The sequence below is a fragment of the Comamonas sp. UBA7528 genome (assembly GCF_002479375.1).
In the GTDB taxonomy this organism is placed as follows: Bacteria; Pseudomonadota; Gammaproteobacteria; order Burkholderiales; family Burkholderiaceae_C; genus Comamonas.
Genome location: NZ_DLMU01000014.1, coordinates 549,398 through 567,418, shown reverse-complemented (window position 1 = coordinate 567,418; position 18,021 = coordinate 549,398). Strand labels below are relative to the sequence as shown.

Below are 18,021 nucleotides of genomic sequence, written 5' to 3'. Positions count from 1 at the left end.
ACCGGCCTACCATCCCTGGGCCGCCCCTCCTTGCGGGCGCCCTTCCCGCTGTCGCCCACTTGCCCCCGCTTGCGCACGGCAGGCTGCTTTACGCAGGCTTTACCGGCGGTGCCCAGCCACCTGCAGCGGTCTTGCACGCCCGCCACGCGGGCTGGCGCGTTTTGCCGTCCAATCGACCGCTGGCGCCATGCCAAGGCTACGCCATCGCTAGTCATTCCAGAGCACCCAGCCAGGCTGTGGTGCCTGTTCCTGTTGCCGCTGCATGAAATCGTCCATTGCCCTGACCTTGCTGTTTGCCCTGTGCACCATGATCGGTCCACTGGGCATCGACACCTACCTGCCCTCGTTCCACGCCATCGCCCAGGAATTTGCCGTGGGACCTGCCGCCGTGCAGCAGACCTTGAGCGCCTATGTGCTGGCCATGGCCATCACCATGCTGTTCTACGGCACGCTCAGCGACACCTTCGGCCGCCAGCGCGTGCTGCTGTGTGCAGCCATGGGCTTTGCCGTCACCTCCTGCGTGGCGGCATTTGCCACCAGCATCCAGGCGTTGATTGCCGTGCGCTTTGTCCAGGGCCTGACGGCAGGCGCCGGCATGGTGGTGGTGCGCGCCATGGTGCAGGACCGCTTCCAGGGCGCCGATGCCCAGCGCATGATGAGCATGGTGATGTTCTGCTTTGGCCTGGCCCCGGCGCTGGCGCCGATTTTCGGCGGCTGGCTGCAGACCCATGGCGGCTGGCGCGCGGCGTTCTTCTTTCTGTCCGGCTTTGGCGTGCTGCTGGCCCTGCTGTGCTGGCGTGCCCTGCCGGAAACCCTGGCACCCGAAAAGCGCGTGCCGCTGAAGCTGCAGGTGATTGCCGGCAACTACCTGACCGCCCTGCGCAACGGCCGCTTTCGCCTGATGCTGCTGGGCCTGGCACTGATGGCCGGCGCCAACTCGGTCTACATCAGTTCGGCAGCGGAATTCATCCTGAACGTGCTGCACCTGGAGGAAACCTCGTTCGGCTGGCTGTTCATCCCGTTGATCGGCGGCTCCATGATCGGCTCGGCACTGTCTGGCTCGCTGGCCAAGCGCATTCCCCCCCGCGTGCAAAAGGCCATGGGTTACACCTTTTTGCTGGCCGGCTGCGCCAGCAATGTGCTCTACAACGCCTTCACCGATGCGCCCGTGGTGCCCTGGGCCGTGCTGCCAATCACCTGCTACACGCTGGGCATTTCGCTGCTGATGCCCATCCTCACGCTGCAGGTGATGGGCATGTTCCCGCAGATGCGCGGCCTGGCCTCGTCGCTGCAGGGGTTCACGCAGATGAGCGTGTTCGCCACCATGGCCGGCGCCGTGGTACCCCACCTGTTTCACCGCGGCTTGGCCTTGGCGCTGGGCCAGGCCATCACCGTCTCGCTGGGGGCGCTGATCTGGTGGTGGGCCACGCGCACACCGGTCCCGCAGGCCGACCGCAGCCGCGTGGCCTGAGCGGCAGGACTCCCAGGCCCCGCCGGCGCCTGCATCTGCAGGGGCGGTGGTGACCCGCGTTTGCCCCTTACGTCGGTGACCAGCGGCTGGCCTGACCTGGCAAGCCCGGAGTTTCCCCTGCGCACTTGCCCGCTATCCGGCGGCGGGCCGCAGTGCCAGCATGTGCAGTGCAGGTGGCGTTCAGCGCCACGGAACACAACATCTACAGGAGACACTCGCATGCGGCAGCAACTCACGCCCTTGGCCATGGCAATCTGTGCACTGGGCCTGGCCCATGGTGCGGCACAGGCCCAGTTCAAGGAACCGGCCACCGTCAAGATCGGCTTCATCACCGACATGTCCAGCCTCTACGCCGACGTGGAAGGCAAGCATGGCGCCACCGCCATCCAGATGGCGATCGATGACTTTGGCGGCAAGGTGCTGGGCAAGCCCATCGAGCTGATGACGGCCGACCACCAGAACAAGGCCGACATCGCCGCCAGCAAGGCACGCGAGTGGATCGACCAGCAGGACATCAGCCTGGTGTTTGGCGGCACCAACAGCGCCACGGCCCTGGCCATGGCCCAGGTGGCCGCCGAGAAGAAGCGCATCTTTGTGGACAACGGCGCCGGCAGCTCGGCGCTGACCAACGAGCAGTGCACGCCCTACACCGTGCACTATGCCTTTGACACCGTGGCCCTGGCCAAGGGCACGGGCCAGGCCGTGGTGGAAGCCGGCGGCAAGAGCTGGTTCTTCCTGACCGCAGACTATGCCTTCGGCCATGCGCTGGAAGCCGACACCACCAAGATCGTGCAGGCCAACGGCGGCAAGGTGCTGGGTGCGGTCAAGACACCGCTGAACGCCAGCGACTTCTCCAGCTTCATGCTGCAGGCACAGAACAGCAAGGCACAGATCCTGGGCCTGGCGAATGCCGGTGGCGACACCGTCAACTCCATCAAGGCCGCCAAGGAATTCGGCGTCACCAAGAGCATGAAGCTGGCCGGCCTGCTGGTGTTCTTCAGCGACATCCACAGCCTGGGGGTGAAGAACACCGAAGGCATGCAGTTCACGGCCCCCTGGTACTGGGACATGAACGCCGAGTCGCGCAAGTTTGCCGACAAGTTCATGGCCAAGACCAAGCGCCGGCCCAGCGAAATCCAGGCCGCCGACTATTCCGCCACCATGACCTGGCTGCAGGCCGTGCAGCGTGCCGGCACGCTGGAGGCCGACAAGGTGATGGCCGAATGGAAGGGCAAACCCATCAAGGACTTCTTCGGCGAAGGCGTGATCCGCCCCGATGGCCGCTACGCCCACGACATGTACCTGATGGAAGTGAAGTCCCCCGCCGAATCCAAGGGCACCTGGGATTACTACAAGATCATCAAGAAGCTGCCCGCCGACCAGGTGTGGACCACCAAGGCCGAGAGCAAGTGCCAGTACTGGAAATGAGCTGAGTTGGCGACAGGCAGCCACCCCGGTGGCTGCCTAGAATGCACGGGCTGCACCCTTGCGGGTGGCAGCCTGTGTTTGTTTCTGCCTGCCGAACTGCCATGGACATCCGCCTGCTTGCCGCCACTGACGCCCCTGCGCTCTGGAATTTTGAAACCGCCCACCGCGCCTATTTCGAGCAATGGGTGCAGGCCCGGTCGGCGCGCTTTTACACCGCCGAAGGATTTGCGGAGGAAATGGAAGCCTCGCTGCAGCGCCAGCAGCAGGACCAGGCTTTCCACTACCTGATGTGGGAGGAGAGCCGCCTGGTCGGCCGCATCAACCTGACCCAGGTGCGGCGCCCCTATTTCCACAGCGCCGCCCTGGGCTACCGCGTGGCACCGGATTGCGGCGGGCGCGGCCTGGCCAGCCAGGCTGTGGCCGCCGTGCTGCACCAGGCCTTCACCACGCACGGTCTGCAGCGCATCGAGGCCATTGCCCGCCCGGAAAACCCGGCCTCAGTGCGGGTGCTGCACAAACAGGGCTTTGCCCAGTTCGGCCATTCGCGCCGCAGCATGGAGCTGAACGGCCAGTGGTTCGACCTGCTGCACTTCGAAGCGCACCGCCCGCAGTAAGGCAAACGCGGCGGAGGGAAGGCTCCGGCATTCGGCGCGGAGTTGAAAAGATTTTTTCAACCCCGCACCTCCAACCGCTTGCACACACAAAGCTGCATGCTGCCGCTGCGGTTCCCGGTCAGGCCCAGGGCCCGACAGGCGCTGGGCGTACGCAGGCAAGGGCTACAGTGCTTACCGCGCCGTGGTGTCCGAGGCGATGGGGATGTAGAAATCCCCGCCGGCCCGGTTGAACTCCGTCGCCTTGGCCTGCATGCCCACGGCAATGCCCTGCTCCGCCGCCACGCCTTGCTGCTTGGCGAAGTCACGCACTTCCTGGGTGATCTTCATGGAACAGAACTTGGGGCCGCACATGCTGCAGAAATGCGCCACCTTGGCGCTGTCCTTGGGCAGGGTTTCATCGTGGAAGGCGCGCGCGGTGTCGGGGTCCAGACCCAGGTTGAACTGGTCTTCCCAGCGGAAGTCGAAACGCGCCTGGCTCAGTGCATCGTCGCGCGAACGTGCGCCCGGATGTCCCTTGGCCACATCGGCGGCGTGGGCCGCGATCTTGTACGCGATGATGCCCTGCTTGACGTCGTCCCGGTCGGGCAGGCCCAGGTGCTCCTTGGGCGTGACATAGCACAGCATGGCGGTGCCCATCCAGCCGATCATGGCCGCGCCGATGGCACTGGCGATATGGTCGTAGCCGGGAGCAATGTCGATGGTCAGCGGGCCCAGCGTGTAGAACGGCGCTTCATGGCAGTGCTTGAGCTGCTCCGCCATGTTCTGCTGGATCATGTGCATGGGCACGTGGCCGGGGCCTTCGATCATGGTCTGCACATCGTGCTTCCAGGCAGTCTGGGTCAGCTCGCCCAGGGTGTGCAGTTCGGCAAACTGGGCTTCGTCGTTGGCGTCGCTGGCGCAACCGGGGCGCAGGCCGTCGCCCAGCGAGAAGCTCACGTCGTACTGCTTCATGATGTCGCAGATGTCTTCGAAATGCTCGTACAGGAAGCTCTCGCGGTGGTGGGCCATGCACCACTTGGCCATGATGGAGCCGCCGCGCGACACGATGCCGGTGCGGCGCTGCGCCGTCAGGTGGATATAGGCCAGGCGCACGCCCGCGTGGATGGTGAAGTAGTCCACGCCCTGCTCGGCCTGCTCGACCAGGGTGTCGCGGAAGATTTCCCAGGTCAGGTCTTCGGCAATGCCGCCGACTTTTTCCAGCGCCTGGTAGATGGGCACGGTGCCGATCGGCACGGGCGAGTTGCGCACGATCCAGTCGCGCGTGGTGTGGATGTTCCGGCCGGTGGACAGATCCATCACGTTGTCGGCCCCCCAGCGGATGGCCCAGACCAGTTTTTCGACCTCTTCCTCGATGCTGGAGGTGACGGCCGAGTTGCCGATGTTGGCGTTGATCTTGACCTTGAAATTGCGACCGATCGCCATCGGCTCGATCTCGGGGTGGTTGATGTTGGCGGGGATGATGGCGCGGCCCCGGGCCACTTCGTCGCGCACGAATTCGGGGGTGATGATCCTGGGAATGGCGGCGCCCAGGCTGTTGCCGGCCAGGCGGGCTTCCCGCGCGGCGTCCTGCTGATACTGCGCCATCCATTCGCGGCGGCCGTTTTCGCGCAGCGCCACGTATTCCATCTCGGGGGTGATGATGCCGCGCCTGGCGTAATGCATCTGGGTCACGTTGGCACCGCTCTTGGCGCGGCGCGGCTGGCGCTGCAGCGCAGCGGCTTCCGCGCGCAGCTGGGCCACGCGCGCGTCTTCCTCGCCGCGCTTGCCGCCATCGTCCAGCGCCACGCGCTGGCGACCCACATAGAACTCGCTGTCGCCACGCGCTTCGATCCAGCTGCCACGCACGCTGGCCAGCCCCTGGTGCACGTCGATCTGCGCCGCCGGATCGGTGTAGGGGCCGGAGGTGTCGTAGACGCTGACCTGCTCGCCATTGGTCAGTGCGATATCGCGCACCGGCACGCGCATGCCGGGGTGGATGGCACCGCTCAGATAGCTTTTGGTGGAGGCCGGAAACGGCTGGCGCGACTGGGTCAGCAGCTCGGCAAAACGGGCGGTGTCGGGGGCATCGCCCGAGAAGTTGGACGCGGGGGGGGTGAAGATGGCATCAGGGGCGTTCATCGCGGTCTCCATAAAGCGGTTGAAGTACATCAAACGCTCCGTGGAGTGCTGGGCCTGCTCTGATGGCGCCGCGGATGGCCCTATCCTGGGCTATCCACCAACCGCCTTGCACCTGGGAGAACCGCACCACTGGTGGCCCAGTGGGTGGTGCATCCACCGGAATCTGGTGATTCCGGCCAGGGCTGGCGCGCGCTGTGGCCCGTCCAGAAAAGACAAAACCCCAGTGCGCGAGGCGCCTGGGGTTTGCTGTGCCTGTGGACGGGCTGCGTGGCGTGTGCGTTCGCACCCCTGCCTTCGCGCCTGCCTGTCCATGGCCCTGCATCAGGGTCCCGCTCTTCTTCCGCCGGTATGAACCGGATCAAGTTCGTCGGGTTCGCGGACCGCTGTTTTCACAGCAGCCCGCATCTCAGCGCTTTCGCACACCCCGGAGCAGCCGCGAGTATAGGCCAGCAATGCGCGCATGCCACCATTCCGCGGCCTCCGCTGGGTTATGTGTTTCCCCAGGGTAGGCGCACCGGGGCGGGCAACCCGTTCACCCGGCTGCGCCGTGCTTCAGCGCGTCACACCGCAATGGCGGTGGCCGAGCCCGCCAGCTTGCGCAGCTCGAACTTCTGGATCTTGCCGGTGCTGGTCTTGGGCAGCTCGCCGAACACGATGGCGCGCGGCACCTTGTAGCCGGCCAGGTGCTGCTTGCAGTGGGTGATGATGTCGGCTTCGGTCACCGAGGCGCCGGCCTTGATCTCCAGGAAGGCGCAGGGCGTCTCGCCCCACTTGGCATCGGGCTTGGCCACCACGGCCGCAGCCAGCACGGCGGGGTGGCGGTACAGCACGTCTTCGACTTCGATGGACGAGATGTTCTCGCCGCCGGAGATGATGATGTCCTTGCTGCGGTCCTTGATCTTGATGTAACCGTCCGGGTACTGCACCGCCAGGTCGCCGCTGTGGAACCAGCCGCCACGGAAGGCTTCGTCCGTGGCCTGCGGGTTCTTCAGATAGCCCTTCATGGCGATATTCCCCTTGAACATGATCTCGCCCATGGTCTCGCCGTCGTGCGGCACGGGCTGCATGGTCTCGGGGTCCAGCACCTGGGCATCGCGCTGCAGGTGGTAGCGCACGCCCTGGCGGGCATTGAGGCGGGCACGCTCGCCGATGTCGAGCTGGTCCCATTCCGCATGCTGGGCGCAGACGGTGGCCGGTCCGTAGGTTTCGGTCAGGCCGTAGACATGGGTCAGGTCGAAGCCCATGGCTTCCATGCCTTCGATCATCGAGGCCGGGGGCGCGGCGCCGGCCACCATGGCCTTGACGCCGGCAGGAACGCCTTGCTTCATCGCCGCCGGGGCATTCACCAGCAACGACTGCACGATGGGCGCGCCGCAGTAATGGGTGACGCCGTGGTTGCGGATGGCGTCGAAAATATTCTGCGGATCGACGCGGCGCAGGCAGACATTGACACCTGCGCGCGCGGCCACGGTCCAGGGGAAGCACCAGCCGTTGCAGTGGAACATCGGCAGCGTCCACAGGTAGACGGCATGCTTGGGCATGTCCCATTCCAGCACATTGCTGATGGCGTTGATGGCCGCACCGCGGTGGTGGTAGACCACTCCCTTGGGGTTGCCGGTGGTGCCACTGGTGTAGTTCAGCGCAATCGCATCCCACTCGTCAGCGGGCAGCTCCCAGGCGAAATCCGGATCGCCCTGGGCGACAAAATCGTCGTAGGTGGTGTCGCCCAGCGGCACGGCGGCATCGCCATACAGCGCGTCTTCCACGCGGATCACCGTCAGCGGGACGGTGGACTTGCGCAGTGGCAGCGCCTTGGCCATCAGGGCGGTGAATTCCGGGTCCACGATCAGCACCTTGGCTTCGCCGTGGTCCAGCATGAAGGCCAGGGTCTCCGCATCCAGGCGGGTGTTGAGGGTGTTGAGCACGGCGCCGGACATGGGCACGCCAAAGTGCGCCTCCACCATCGGCGGGGTGTTGGGCAGCATCACGGCCACCGTGTCGTTCTTGCCCACGCCGGCCTGGTGCAGCGCACTGGCCAGCTGGCGGCAGCGGCGGTAGGTCTGTCCCCAGGTCTGGCGCAGATCCCCGTGCACGATGGCCAGGCGGTCCGGGTAGACGCTGGCGGTGCGCTCCAGAAAGCTCAGCGGGCTGAGGGGCGCAAAGTTGGCCGCATTGCGGTCCAGGTGCTCGTTGTACTTGCTCATGAAATGTCTCCGAAGCGTGTCTTTTTGTGCATTTTGCGCCAACGCCACAACACAGGCTTACAGCCCCTGGCTGCACTCATGCATTCCCTGGCCTCGGCCCGCATGCCATGGACGTGCCTCGCCGCACTTTTGATACTGCGCAATACCACCCGTCAGGTGATGCGGTGCAATGGTTACGCCATCTGGACTGAGTCCAAACCACGCAGAGGATGACGTGGCCGTACCGGCAGGTGGCGGGTGTGCCGCCTTGGCTGCGCACCAGGCATTCACCACACAAGCGTTTGGAAGCACACAATGAAAAACACCCTCCGACCCCTCGTTGCAGCCCTGGCCGCCGCGGCTGCCTTCCTGGCACTGCCCGCCCATGCACAAGGCGCGCAGGAACCCATCCACCCCATCGCGCCTGCCGTGGTCAAGAACCCGGCCATGGTGGAACTGGGCAAGAAGCTGTGGTTCGATCCCCGCCTGTCCAAGTCGGGCTTCATCTCCTGCAACAGCTGCCACAACCTGTCCATGGGCGGCAGCGACAACCTGAAGACCTCCATCGGTCACAACTGGCAGGAAGGCCCCATCAACTCGCCCACGGTGCTGAACTCCAGCATGAACGTGGCCCAGTTCTGGGACGGCCGTGCCGGCAACCTGAAGGAGCAGGCCGGCGGCCCCATCGCCAACCCGGGCGAAATGGCCTTCACCCACGAGCTGGCCGTGGACATGCTGAATTCCATTCCCGGCTACCAGGCAGAGTTCAAGAAGGTGTTCAGCAAGTCGAAGATCGACATCGACCAGGTGACCGATGCCATCGCGGCTTTCGAGGAAACCCTGGTCACGCCCAATTCGCGCTTTGACAAGTGGCTCAAGGGCGATGCCAACGCCATCACCAAGACCGAACTGGAAGGCTACAAGCTGTTCCGTGACAGCGGCTGTGTGGCCTGCCACAACGGCGCGGCCGTGGGCGGCAATTCCTTCCAGCGCATGGGTCTGGTCGAGGCCTACAAGACCAGCAACCCGGCCGAAGGCCGTGCGGCGGTGACCGGCAAGGACGCCGACCGCTTCAACTTCAAGGTGCCCACCCTGCGCAACGTGGAACTGACCTACCCCTACTTCCACGATGGTGCGGCCGACACCCTGGGCCAGGCGGTGGACACCATGGGCCGCGTGCAGCTGGGCAAGAACTTCACCAAGGATGAGAACGCCAAGATCGTGGCCTTCCTGAAGACCCTGACCGGCGACCAGCCCCAGATCGGCATGCCGGTGCTGCCGCCCTCGAGCGACGCCACCCCGCGCCCCACTCCGTTCGACAAGAAGAAGTAACTCCGGTCGGACTCTGACCCTGTTAGCTCCGCCCCGCCACAGCGCGAACTGCGGCAGGGCCTTTCCTCGCGCACCCGGTGTTTTGCCGGGTGCGCTTTTTTTCATCACAATAGCGACCCTGACCTTGATTGCCCGACTGCGACCCGCCATGCCCCCGCGCACCACCGCCACCACTGCTGCCACCCGCCTTGCCTCCGCGCGCACCCGTCGTCCGCAGGCGCTGGCTGCACAGGCCCAGCAGCAGGCGCAGGACGCACAGCTGGCAGAGCGCCTGCGCCAGGCAGGCCTGCAGCCCACCCGCCAGCGCTTGGCCATGGCCCGGGTACTGCTGGGTGAGCCGGTGCACATGCATGCCGAACAGGTGCTGCAGGCCGCACGCCAGCACTACCCCAGCCTGTCGCGCGCCACGGTCTACGCCAGCCTGCCGCTGTTTGCCGAGCGTGGCCTGCTGCGCGCGCTGCCGCTGGGGCTGGAACACACGGTCTATGACTCCAGCACCGAAGTCCACCCCCACCTGCTGATCGAAGACAGCGGCGAGGTGCTGGATCTGCCGCCCGACTGCATCCGCTGGGATGCGCTGCCGCCCCTGGCCCCGGGCCTGGAAGTGGCCGCCATCGACATGGTGGTGCGCGTGCGCCGCACCGCGGCTGCGCCAGACGCTGCCGCCAGCGCGGCCTGATCGTCCCGCAAGGCAGAGCCACGCTCCACGCGCCTGCGCCTGCGCCTGCGCCTGCGCCTGCGCGTTCCCGCTCCACCCCACCGGCTTTCACACCCGCCTGGCGATGCCGCCCCGCGGTGGCATGCCACGCCTGCGCAGCCGCCACGGCCTGGCGCCGGCCCGGGGCCCCCTGCGCCTTTGAGACCAGGCGGCCGTGCGGGCATGTGCTTCTGCGGCTGGCATGTAGCCATGCAATTTCTGCACAAAATGATGCTAATCACATACACATTGCCCCCATGCAGCACTCTATTTTTGTGCACGTTCCGTGCCGCACCGCGATGGCAGCCGCTCCTGCCGAAGCACAACCACCCTATATGAATCAATCAGTTAGCGGAATCCACAACCCTGCTAGCACCATTCCAGGGATTGCACAAACTTACGTCTTATATAAGACATAAATTACACAAATAGCGGTTTATGCGTTTTCCTCCCTACAATGCCGCCATGGGTTGTGCAGACCCCGTCCGCAAGGGCAGTCGGCACCGTCCTTTGCATCCTGTGCATCAATGAGGAAACGCCCTGGCATGTACCAGGGCGGAGGAGACTGGCCCGCATCCACCGATGCGGGCCTTTTTTATGGGGCCTGCGCCCGCCCAGCCGCAGGCCGACCCTCCAGGCCCTGGCGGCAGCCGGACATCTTGGGGTGTTTCCGGCACACCACAGCTGCCGACCCTGGCGGCATGCCCTTGCAGCGCATGGCAGGCCCGGTACGCCCCGGCGAAAGCGGGCCGTAGGCAGCACTTCCGATACTGCTGCGGCTGCACCGGGTAGGCACCATGGCGCACAATACGGCCGGTGTCCATCCCCCAGTCTTTCCTCCAGGAGTTGCTTGCCCGCGTCGATGTGGTTGACGTGGTCGGCCGCTATGTGCCGCTGAAAAAAGGCGGCGCCAACTTCATGGGGCTGTGCCCTTTCCATGGGGAAAAGTCGCCCTCGTTCAGCGTCAGCCCTTCCAAGCAGTTCTACCACTGCTTTGGCTGCGGCAAGAACGGCAATGCCATCAGCTTCCTGATGGAGCATACCGGCATGGGCTTTGTGGAGGCGGTGCAGGACCTGGCCCAACAGGTGGGCATGCAGGTGCCGCAGGACGACATCAGCCCGGCCGAGCGCGAGCGCCAGGCCGCGCAAAAGCGCCAGCAGGCGTCGCTGACCGATGTGCTCGAACGCGCGGGCGACTCCTATCGCAAGCAGCTCAAGGACTCCGTCCACGCGGTGGAGTACCTGAAAAAGCGCGGCGTCTCCGGCGCCGTCTGCAGCCGCTACGGCCTGGGCTATGCCCCGGCCGGCTGGCGCCACCTGGCCGGCGTGTTCCCGCAGTACGACGATCCGCAGCTGCAGGAAGCGGGCTTGGTCATCGTCAACGAAGACGATGACAAGCGCTACGACCGTTTCCGCGACCGCATCATGTTCCCGATCCGCAATGTCAAAGGCGAGTGCATCGGCTTTGGCGGCCGCGTGCTGGGGGACGAGAAACCCAAATACCTGAACTCGCCGGAGACGCCGCTGTTCCACAAGGGACGCGAGCTCTACGGCCTGTTCGAAGCCCGCAACGCGCTGCGCGAAAAAGGCTACGCCCTGGTCACCGAAGGCTATATGGACGTGGTGGCCCTGGCACAGCTGGGCTTTCCGAATGCCGTGGCCACGCTGGGCACGGCCTGCACACCCGAGCATGTGCACAAGCTGTTCCGCTTCACCGATGCGGTGGTGTTCAGCTTTGACGGCGACGCAGCCGGCCGCCGCGCTGCCCGCAAGGCGCTCGAAGGCGCCCTCCCCTACGCCAGCGACACGCGCAGCGTGAAGTTCCTCTTTCTGCCCGCCGAGCACGACCCCGACAGCTTCATCCGCGAACATGGCCCGGATGCCTTTGCCCGCCATGTGGGCGATGCGCTGCCGCTGTCGCGCTTTTTGCTGGATGCCGTCAGCGAAGGCTGCGATCTGGGCCAGGCCGAAGGCCGTGCACGCATGGCCAGCCAGGCCCGGCCGCTGTGGAATCTGCTGCCCGACGGCGCACTGAAGCGCCAGCTGCTGGCCGAAATGGCGGGCAAGGCCCAGCTGTCCAGCAGCGACCTGACTGAACTGTGGGAGCAGGCCGCTGCCCAGGAAAACCGCTGGCAGCGTGGCGCCGGTGGTGCCAACCCCGCCCCCGCCGTGGGTTCCCACGCCTTCCCGGCCGCGTCGCCCCCCCCTTCGGGCGAATGGGCGCCGCCGGACGCCGACTACGGCCACAGCGCCCATGACGGCTGGGGCGATGCCGGTGGTGGTGGCAACACCTACACGGGCTATGCCGGCGGCGCGCCCGGCCAGGGCGGCAATGGCTACGGCAACCGGGGCAACTTTCGCAATGGCAACGGTCCGCGCGGCGAAGGCCGCAACGGCTGGGGCAAAAAGCCCTGGGGACGCGACCGCGCCGGCAACAATGGCTGGAACGAAGCCCCGCGCCCGCCCCGCATCGCCCAGCCGCTGGGCCCGGACCAGGCTGCACGCCTGCTGCTGTCGCACATGGAGTTCATGGAAGAGCTGGCCAACGAAGACCTGGATGCCCTGGTCAGCCAGCCCGCCCCGCACGGCCCGCTGTTTGCCTGGGTGGAGAGCCAGTACCAGGAGCACGGACCCCAGTCCTGGGCCGTGCTGCAGTCCCGCCTGGGTAGCAGCGGCGAAGCCCAACTGGCCCGCACCCTGATGGACGGCCCCCATGGCCAGCCCGAGGGCGAGCTGCCCGAGCTGCGCTGCGAGCTGCGCAGCGTGCTCAATCTGATGCTGGTCAAGCGCCTGAAGACACTGGAGGCCCAGGCCCTGGCCGAAGTCGCCACCGACCCGCAGGCCGTGCACCGTTACCGCGCGCTGCAGGAGCGCCGCAAGCAGCTGGCGGCGGCGCCTGCGCCGCAGAGCGACGAATAACTGCGTTACCGCAGCCCTGGTGCACCATGCCCCTGGCTGCCGTACGGGCAGGATCAACGGCCTTCCAGCCCCAAATTCATCAAAAACTGTAGCGTCTTTAGCAAGCCTCTATTGACCTGCAAGGTTTTTTTGAAAAAATAACGCTGAACCTCTTGATTTTTTCTGCCGAAGGTATAATTAAAAGCTATTCGGCAAGAGCGACAGCAGCACCTCCGGACCCGGCCCCCGTGACAGACCTCACGCGGATTGCAGCAAGTGCATGGCCAATTCCACCGCAAGGACTGCATACCAAATGTTCGCCCACCCATCTTGCCCCGGGAGCCCGTCCGCTCCCCATATGCCTTGGCGCGTCCATGGCATGTGTTGTGCGCGCCGGTTTTCGAGGCGCTTGCGAGTTTTCTTTGTGTGTCCGCTTTTGACCGTGAGGTATGCATGCCCGTTTCAAAGTCCGCGAAGTCCCAGCAGGCCCTCGATGCTTCCGCGAAGTCCAAGACCTCTTCCACGGCTGCAGCTGCCAAAAAGACTGCTGCCGTGAAAAAGCCCGCCTCGCCCAAGGCGGCCGAAGCCAAGAAAGACACCAAAGTGGCAACCAAATCACAAGCTGAACTCAAAGCCCTGGCCGACGCGCTGCTCGCAGCGGATTCCAAGAAACGCGTCACCAAGAAAGCTGCAGCTGTAGACGGCGACGAAGCCGAAGCCCCTGCCAAGAAGCCTGCCGCCGCCAAGAAGGCCGCAGCCAAGAAGACCACCACGGTCAAGGCAGCAGCGGCCGACACCGACAAGGCGCCCGCCAAGCGCGGCCGCAAGCCCAAGGCCGAAACGGCCGCCAAGGGCGGCAAGCCCAAGGACATGTCGGACGACATGGACGATGCCGATCTGGACGGTGACATCGACGGCGATATCGATGGCGATGTCGAAGTGGAGGCCGAAGCTGAGGTGGAAGTGGAGACCACGACCACCACCGAGAAGGCCAAGCCCCTGCGCATGAAGATCAGCAAGGCGAAGGAACGCGCCTTGATGAAGGAATTCGGCCTGGACGAAACCGTCCTGACCGAAGACGAACTGAACACCCGCCGCCAGCGCCTGAAGGCCCTGATCAAGCTGGGCAAGACCCGTGGCTATCTGACCAACGCGGAAATCTCCGACCACTTGCCCGACAAGCTGGTCGATGCGGAAACGCTGGAAGTCGTGATCTCCATGTTGAACGACATGGGTGTGGCGGTGTACGAGCAGACGCCCGACGCCGAAACCCTGTTGCTGAACAACACCGGACAATCGGCCACCACCGAAGAGGAAGCGGAAGAAGAAGCCGAAGCGGCCCTGTCCACCGTGGACTCGGAATTCGGCCGCACCACTGACCCTGTGCGCATGTACATGCGCGAAATGGGTACGGTGGAACTGCTGACGCGCGAAGGCGAAATTGAAATCGCCAAGCGCATCGAAGGCGGTCTGATGGACATGATGGAAGCCATCTCGGCTTCCCCCGCCACCATTGCGGAAATCCTGGGCATGGCCGAGGAAATCCGTGAAGGCAAGGTCGTGATCTCCACCGTGGTCGACGGTTTCGTGAACGCCAACGAAAACGACGACTATGTGGCCGAAGAAGACTTCGACGAGTACGACGAAGAGGACGACGACGACGGCAAGGGCGGCTCCAAGGCACTGACCAAGAAGCTCGAAGAGCTGAAGAACGAAGCCCTGTCGCGCTTCGACAGCATCCGCGGCCACTTCGAGAAGATGCACAAGGTGTACGACAAGGAGGGCTACGGCTCGGCCACGTACATGAAGATCCAGAAGACGATCACCGAGGAGCTGATGACCATCCGCTTCACGGCCAAGACGATCGAAAAGCTCTGCGATCTGGTGCGTGCCCAGGTGGACGATGTGCGCAAGAAGGAACGCGAGCTGCGCAAGATCATCGTGGACAAGTGCCGCATGCCGCAGGAAACCTTCATCAAGGACTTCCCGCCCAACCTGCTCAACCTGGACTGGGTCACCAAGCAAGCCGCCGCCGGCAAGCCTTGGAGCAACGTCATGGCCCGCAACATCCCGCCCGTGCAGGAGTTGCAGCAGAACCTGATCGACCTGCAGTCCCGCGTGGTGGTGCCGCTGGAAGAGCTCAAGCGCATCAACAAGCGCATGAACGACGGTGAACGCTCCAGCCGCGATGCCAAGAAGGAAATGATCGAGGCCAACCTGCGCCTGGTGATCTCCATTGCCAAGAAGTACACCAACCGCGGCCTGCAGTTCCTGGACCTGATCCAGGAAGGCAACATCGGCCTGATGAAGGCGGTGGACAAGTTCGAATACCGCCGCGGCTACAAGTTCTCGACCTATGCCACCTGGTGGATCCGCCAGGCCATCACGCGTTCCATCGCGGACCAGGCCCGCACGATCCGCATCCCGGTGCACATGATCGAAACCATCAACAAGATGAACCGCATCTCGCGCCAGCACTTGCAGGAGTTTGGCTTCGAGCCCGATGCGTCCATCCTGGCGGCCAAGATGGAGATCCCCGAGGACAAGATCCGCAAGATCATGAAGATCGCCAAGGAGCCGATCTCGATGGAAACCCCCATCGGCGACGACGACGATTCGCACCTGGGCGACTTCATCGAGGACGGCAACAACACCGCCCCCATCGATGCCGCCATGCAGGCCGGCCTGCGCGACGTGGTCAAGGACATCCTCGATGGCCTGACCCCCCGCGAAGCCAAGGTGCTGCGCATGCGCTTCGGCATTGAAATGTCCACCGACCACACGCTGGAAGAAGTGGGCAAGCAGTTCGACGTGACGCGCGAGCGCATCCGCCAGATCGAAGCCAAGGCACTGCGCAAGCTGAAGCACCCCAGCCGCAGCGACAAGCTGCGCAGCTTCATCGATTCGCTGTAAGCGCCAGCTTCCTCCCGCATACGGTGCGGGAGTGATCACCCCAAAGCCTGCCGGCCGCTGCCGCGCAGGCTTTTTTCATGCGGGTTGCCGCATGCCCCCTGCGGCTTGACTCCGGCCCATCTCCGAGCACAAAAAAGCCGCGCAGTGCGCGGCTTTTTTTCCAGGTCAGGTGGCGCTCATTCCAGCGTCAGCTTCTGCTTGGCCACCACTTCCTTGTAGATGGCGAGCTCGTCCTTCGTTTCCTTGGCGAACTGCTCGGGCGTGTTGCCCACAATGACCGAGCCCGTGTCTTCGATGCGCTTGCGGATGGCGGGGTCCTGCAGCGCCTTACGGGTTGCCGCATTGATCTTGTCCACCACTTCCTTGGGCATGCCCTTGGGGCCGATCAGACCGTAGAAGGCCATGCGGTTCACCGGCTCCAGACCCACTTCCTTGAAGGTAGGCACATCGGGCAGCACGCTCAGGCGCTGGGGGGCCGCCACGGCGATGGCCACCAGACGCTTGTCCTTGATGAAGGGCAGTGCCGAAGGCAGGTTGTCCAGAATCATCGGGATCTGGTTGGCCACGGCGTCATTCAGGGCCGGACCCGCGCCACGGTAGGGCACGTGGGTCATTTCGATGCCGGTCAGGCTCTTGTACAGCTCCATCAGCATGTGCTGGATGCCGCCCGTGCCCGAGGAACCGTAGGAATACTTGCCCGGATTCTTCTTGAGCTCGGCTTCGAATGCCTTGTAGTTGGCCGCACCGGCGAACTTGGGGTTCACCGCGATCACATTGGGCGTGGCCGCAATGTTGACGATGGGGGTAAAGGCCGTCAGCGGGTCGTAGGGGTTCTTGGGGTTGATGGCCGGGTTGGTGGCCATGGTGGACACGGTGGCGATACCCAGGTTGTAGCCATCGGCCTTCTGGCGCGAGGTTTCCAGCGCGCCAATGACGCCGCCGCCACCGCCACGGTTTTCCACGATCACCGGCTGGCCCAGCTCCTTGGACAGGGGCTCGGAAATCACGCGCGCGATGATGTCGGTGGTGCCGCCGGCCGCAAACGGCACCAGCAACTTGATGGGTTTGTTGGGGAACGATGCATCAGCCATGGCAGCCGAACCGGCCAACGCCAACACAACACCCATCCAGCAACGACGATCCATGAAAGTACTCCTCAATTCTGTCTCCAAGGGGGGAATGGCGATGCTAAAGCGCCCCTTTATCCTGCTGACCACTGGCAACTGCCAAATACCTAGGTGTTTACCCCTGACTAGCGCAAACACTGACAAAAGCTGACATCACACACCCTTTTTCTGCGCTAGGCATGCCGGGTTTTCACGCAGATTACCCCCTTGGCCACCGTGCGCCATCGCCTGGGCGCTGCGTCGCTTGTCACTTCCGTGGCAGAGGCACCGCCCCCCCTGCTCCGGTGGTGTGCATTCCCGGCGTATGCTTGGCGCCCGTGAATTACGCCCAGCTCCTCTTCCCCGATTTTTCCCTGATCCTGCTGGGCTACCTGCTGTGCCGGTTCACGCCGCTGAACCGCAGCGTCTGGCAAGGTGCCGAAGCACTGGTGTACTACCTGCTGTTTCCGGTGCTGCTGTTTCACTCCATCGTCAAAAGCCCGCTGGACTGGGCGGCCACCTCCAACCTGATTGCGGCCGGCGTGCTGTCCGGCCTGGTGGGCGTGGCACTGGCCTACAGCCTGCCCTGGTGGCCCGGACTGAAAGGCCATGTAAACCTGCGCGACCACGCCAGCGCAGCCCAGGTGGCGTTCCGCTTCAATTCCTTCATCGGCCTGGCGCTGGCCGACCGGCTGGCCGGGCCCGAGGGGCTGCTCTATATCTCGGTGCTGATCGGCTTTTGCGTCCCCATGTTCAACATCGCGGCCGTCTGGCCCATGGCCCGCGCAGGGGAGCACAGCTTCTGGGGCCAGCTGGTGCGCAATCCACTGATCGTGGCCACGGTGTGCGGTCTGGTGGCCAATCTGCTGGGCTTTCGCATGCCCAGTTGGCTGGAACCACCAGTCAGCCGCATTGGCGCAGCCTCCATCGCACTGGGCCTGATGTCCGCCGGCGCCGGCATGCAGCTGGGCCTGCTGACCCATGCCAAGCGCCTGAGCGTGGGCGTGCTGGCGATACGCCACTTCATCCAGCCGCTGATTGCGCTGGGTGCCATCCACCTGTTGGGCCTGGAAGGCACCCAGGCGCTGATCCTGCTGCTGTTCTCCGCCATGCCCACGGCCAGCACCTGCTATGTGCTGGCGGCGCGCATGGGCTACAACGGCCCGTATGTGGCAGGTCTGGTGACGCTGTCCACCATACTGGGCGTGGCCAGCCTGCCGTTTGCGCTGTCGCTGGTGCCTTAACACCCACTGATCACTGC

Annotated in this window: 11 protein-coding genes and 1 riboswitch; of the genes, 8 read left to right on the top strand and 3 right to left on the bottom strand. The window is 64.7% G+C overall.

Features of this window, described 5'->3' with window-relative positions; genetic code table 11:
• The first annotated feature begins 262 nt into the window (after nt 1–262).
• The 3 genes from B3349_RS18190 to B3349_RS18180 all read left to right on the top strand — a co-directional run bounded on the left by B3349_RS18190 (nt 263) and on the right by B3349_RS18180 (nt 3,513).
• A complete protein-coding gene (locus tag B3349_RS18190; RefSeq protein ID WP_291590811.1) occupies nt 263–1,471 on the top strand; it encodes a multidrug effflux MFS transporter in 1,209 nt (402 codons plus the stop codon).
• A 219-nt stretch (nt 1,472–1,690) separates the two neighbouring features.
• Nucleotides 1,691–2,899, top strand: a complete 1,209-nt coding sequence (locus B3349_RS18185; protein WP_066536372.1) for an ABC transporter substrate-binding protein — start codon at nt 1,691–1,693, stop codon at nt 2,897–2,899.
• 101 nt (nt 2,900–3,000) lie between these two features.
• Nucleotides 3,001–3,513 carry a GNAT family N-acetyltransferase gene (locus tag B3349_RS18180; RefSeq protein ID WP_291590809.1) on the top strand — a complete coding sequence of 171 codons (513 nt, stop codon included), beginning with the start codon at nt 3,001–3,003 and terminating at the stop codon, nt 3,511–3,513.
• A 171-nt stretch (nt 3,514–3,684) separates the two neighbouring features.
• On the opposite strand, the gene thiC is transcribed toward B3349_RS18180, so the two are convergent.
• Nucleotides 3,685–5,631 (bottom strand): phosphomethylpyrimidine synthase ThiC, encoded by a 1,947-nt coding sequence (thiC, locus tag B3349_RS18175; RefSeq protein WP_291590807.1) that lies wholly within the window; start codon nt 5,629–5,631, stop codon nt 3,685–3,687.
• A 318-nt stretch (nt 5,632–5,949) separates the two neighbouring features.
• Nucleotides 5,950–6,068, bottom strand: a riboswitch (TPP riboswitch).
• 123 nt (nt 6,069–6,191) lie between these two features.
• A complete protein-coding gene (locus B3349_RS18170; RefSeq protein WP_291590806.1) occupies nt 6,192–7,835 on the bottom strand; it encodes an acyl-CoA synthetase in 1,644 nt (547 codons plus the stop codon).
• Between the two features lie 294 nt (nt 7,836–8,129).
• On the opposite strand from B3349_RS18170, the gene B3349_RS18165 reads away from it, so the two are divergent.
• From B3349_RS18165 to rpoD, 4 genes are all read left to right on the top strand, one after another.
• Complete coding sequence (locus B3349_RS18165) at nt 8,130–9,146, top strand: cytochrome-c peroxidase (protein ID WP_291590805.1); 1,017 nt, start codon at nt 8,130–8,132, stop codon at nt 9,144–9,146.
• Nucleotides 9,147–9,294: 148 nt separating this feature from the next.
• A complete protein-coding gene (locus tag B3349_RS18160; protein WP_291590804.1) occupies nt 9,295–9,825 on the top strand; it encodes a Fur family transcriptional regulator in 531 nt (176 codons plus the stop codon).
• Between the two features lie 834 nt (nt 9,826–10,659).
• Entirely contained in the window at nt 10,660–12,762 is a 2,103-nt protein-coding gene (gene dnaG / locus B3349_RS18155) for a DNA primase (RefSeq protein ID WP_291590803.1), read from the top strand.
• Nucleotides 12,763–13,194: 432 nt separating this feature from the next.
• Nucleotides 13,195–15,654 (top strand): RNA polymerase sigma factor RpoD, encoded by a 2,460-nt coding sequence (rpoD, locus tag B3349_RS18150; protein WP_291590801.1) that lies wholly within the window; start codon nt 13,195–13,197, stop codon nt 15,652–15,654.
• Nucleotides 15,655–15,830: 176 nt separating this feature from the next.
• On the opposite strand, the gene B3349_RS18145 is transcribed toward rpoD, so the two are convergent.
• Nucleotides 15,831–16,799 (bottom strand): tripartite tricarboxylate transporter substrate binding protein BugE, encoded by a 969-nt coding sequence (locus tag B3349_RS18145; RefSeq protein ID WP_291590800.1) that lies wholly within the window; start codon nt 16,797–16,799, stop codon nt 15,831–15,833.
• Between the two features lie 299 nt (nt 16,800–17,098).
• Here B3349_RS18145 and B3349_RS18140 point away from each other — a divergent pair, with 299 nt between their 5' ends.
• A complete protein-coding gene (locus B3349_RS18140; RefSeq protein ID WP_279999934.1) occupies nt 17,099–18,004 on the top strand; it encodes an AEC family transporter in 906 nt (301 codons plus the stop codon).
• Nucleotides 18,005–18,021: the final 17 nt, after the last annotated feature.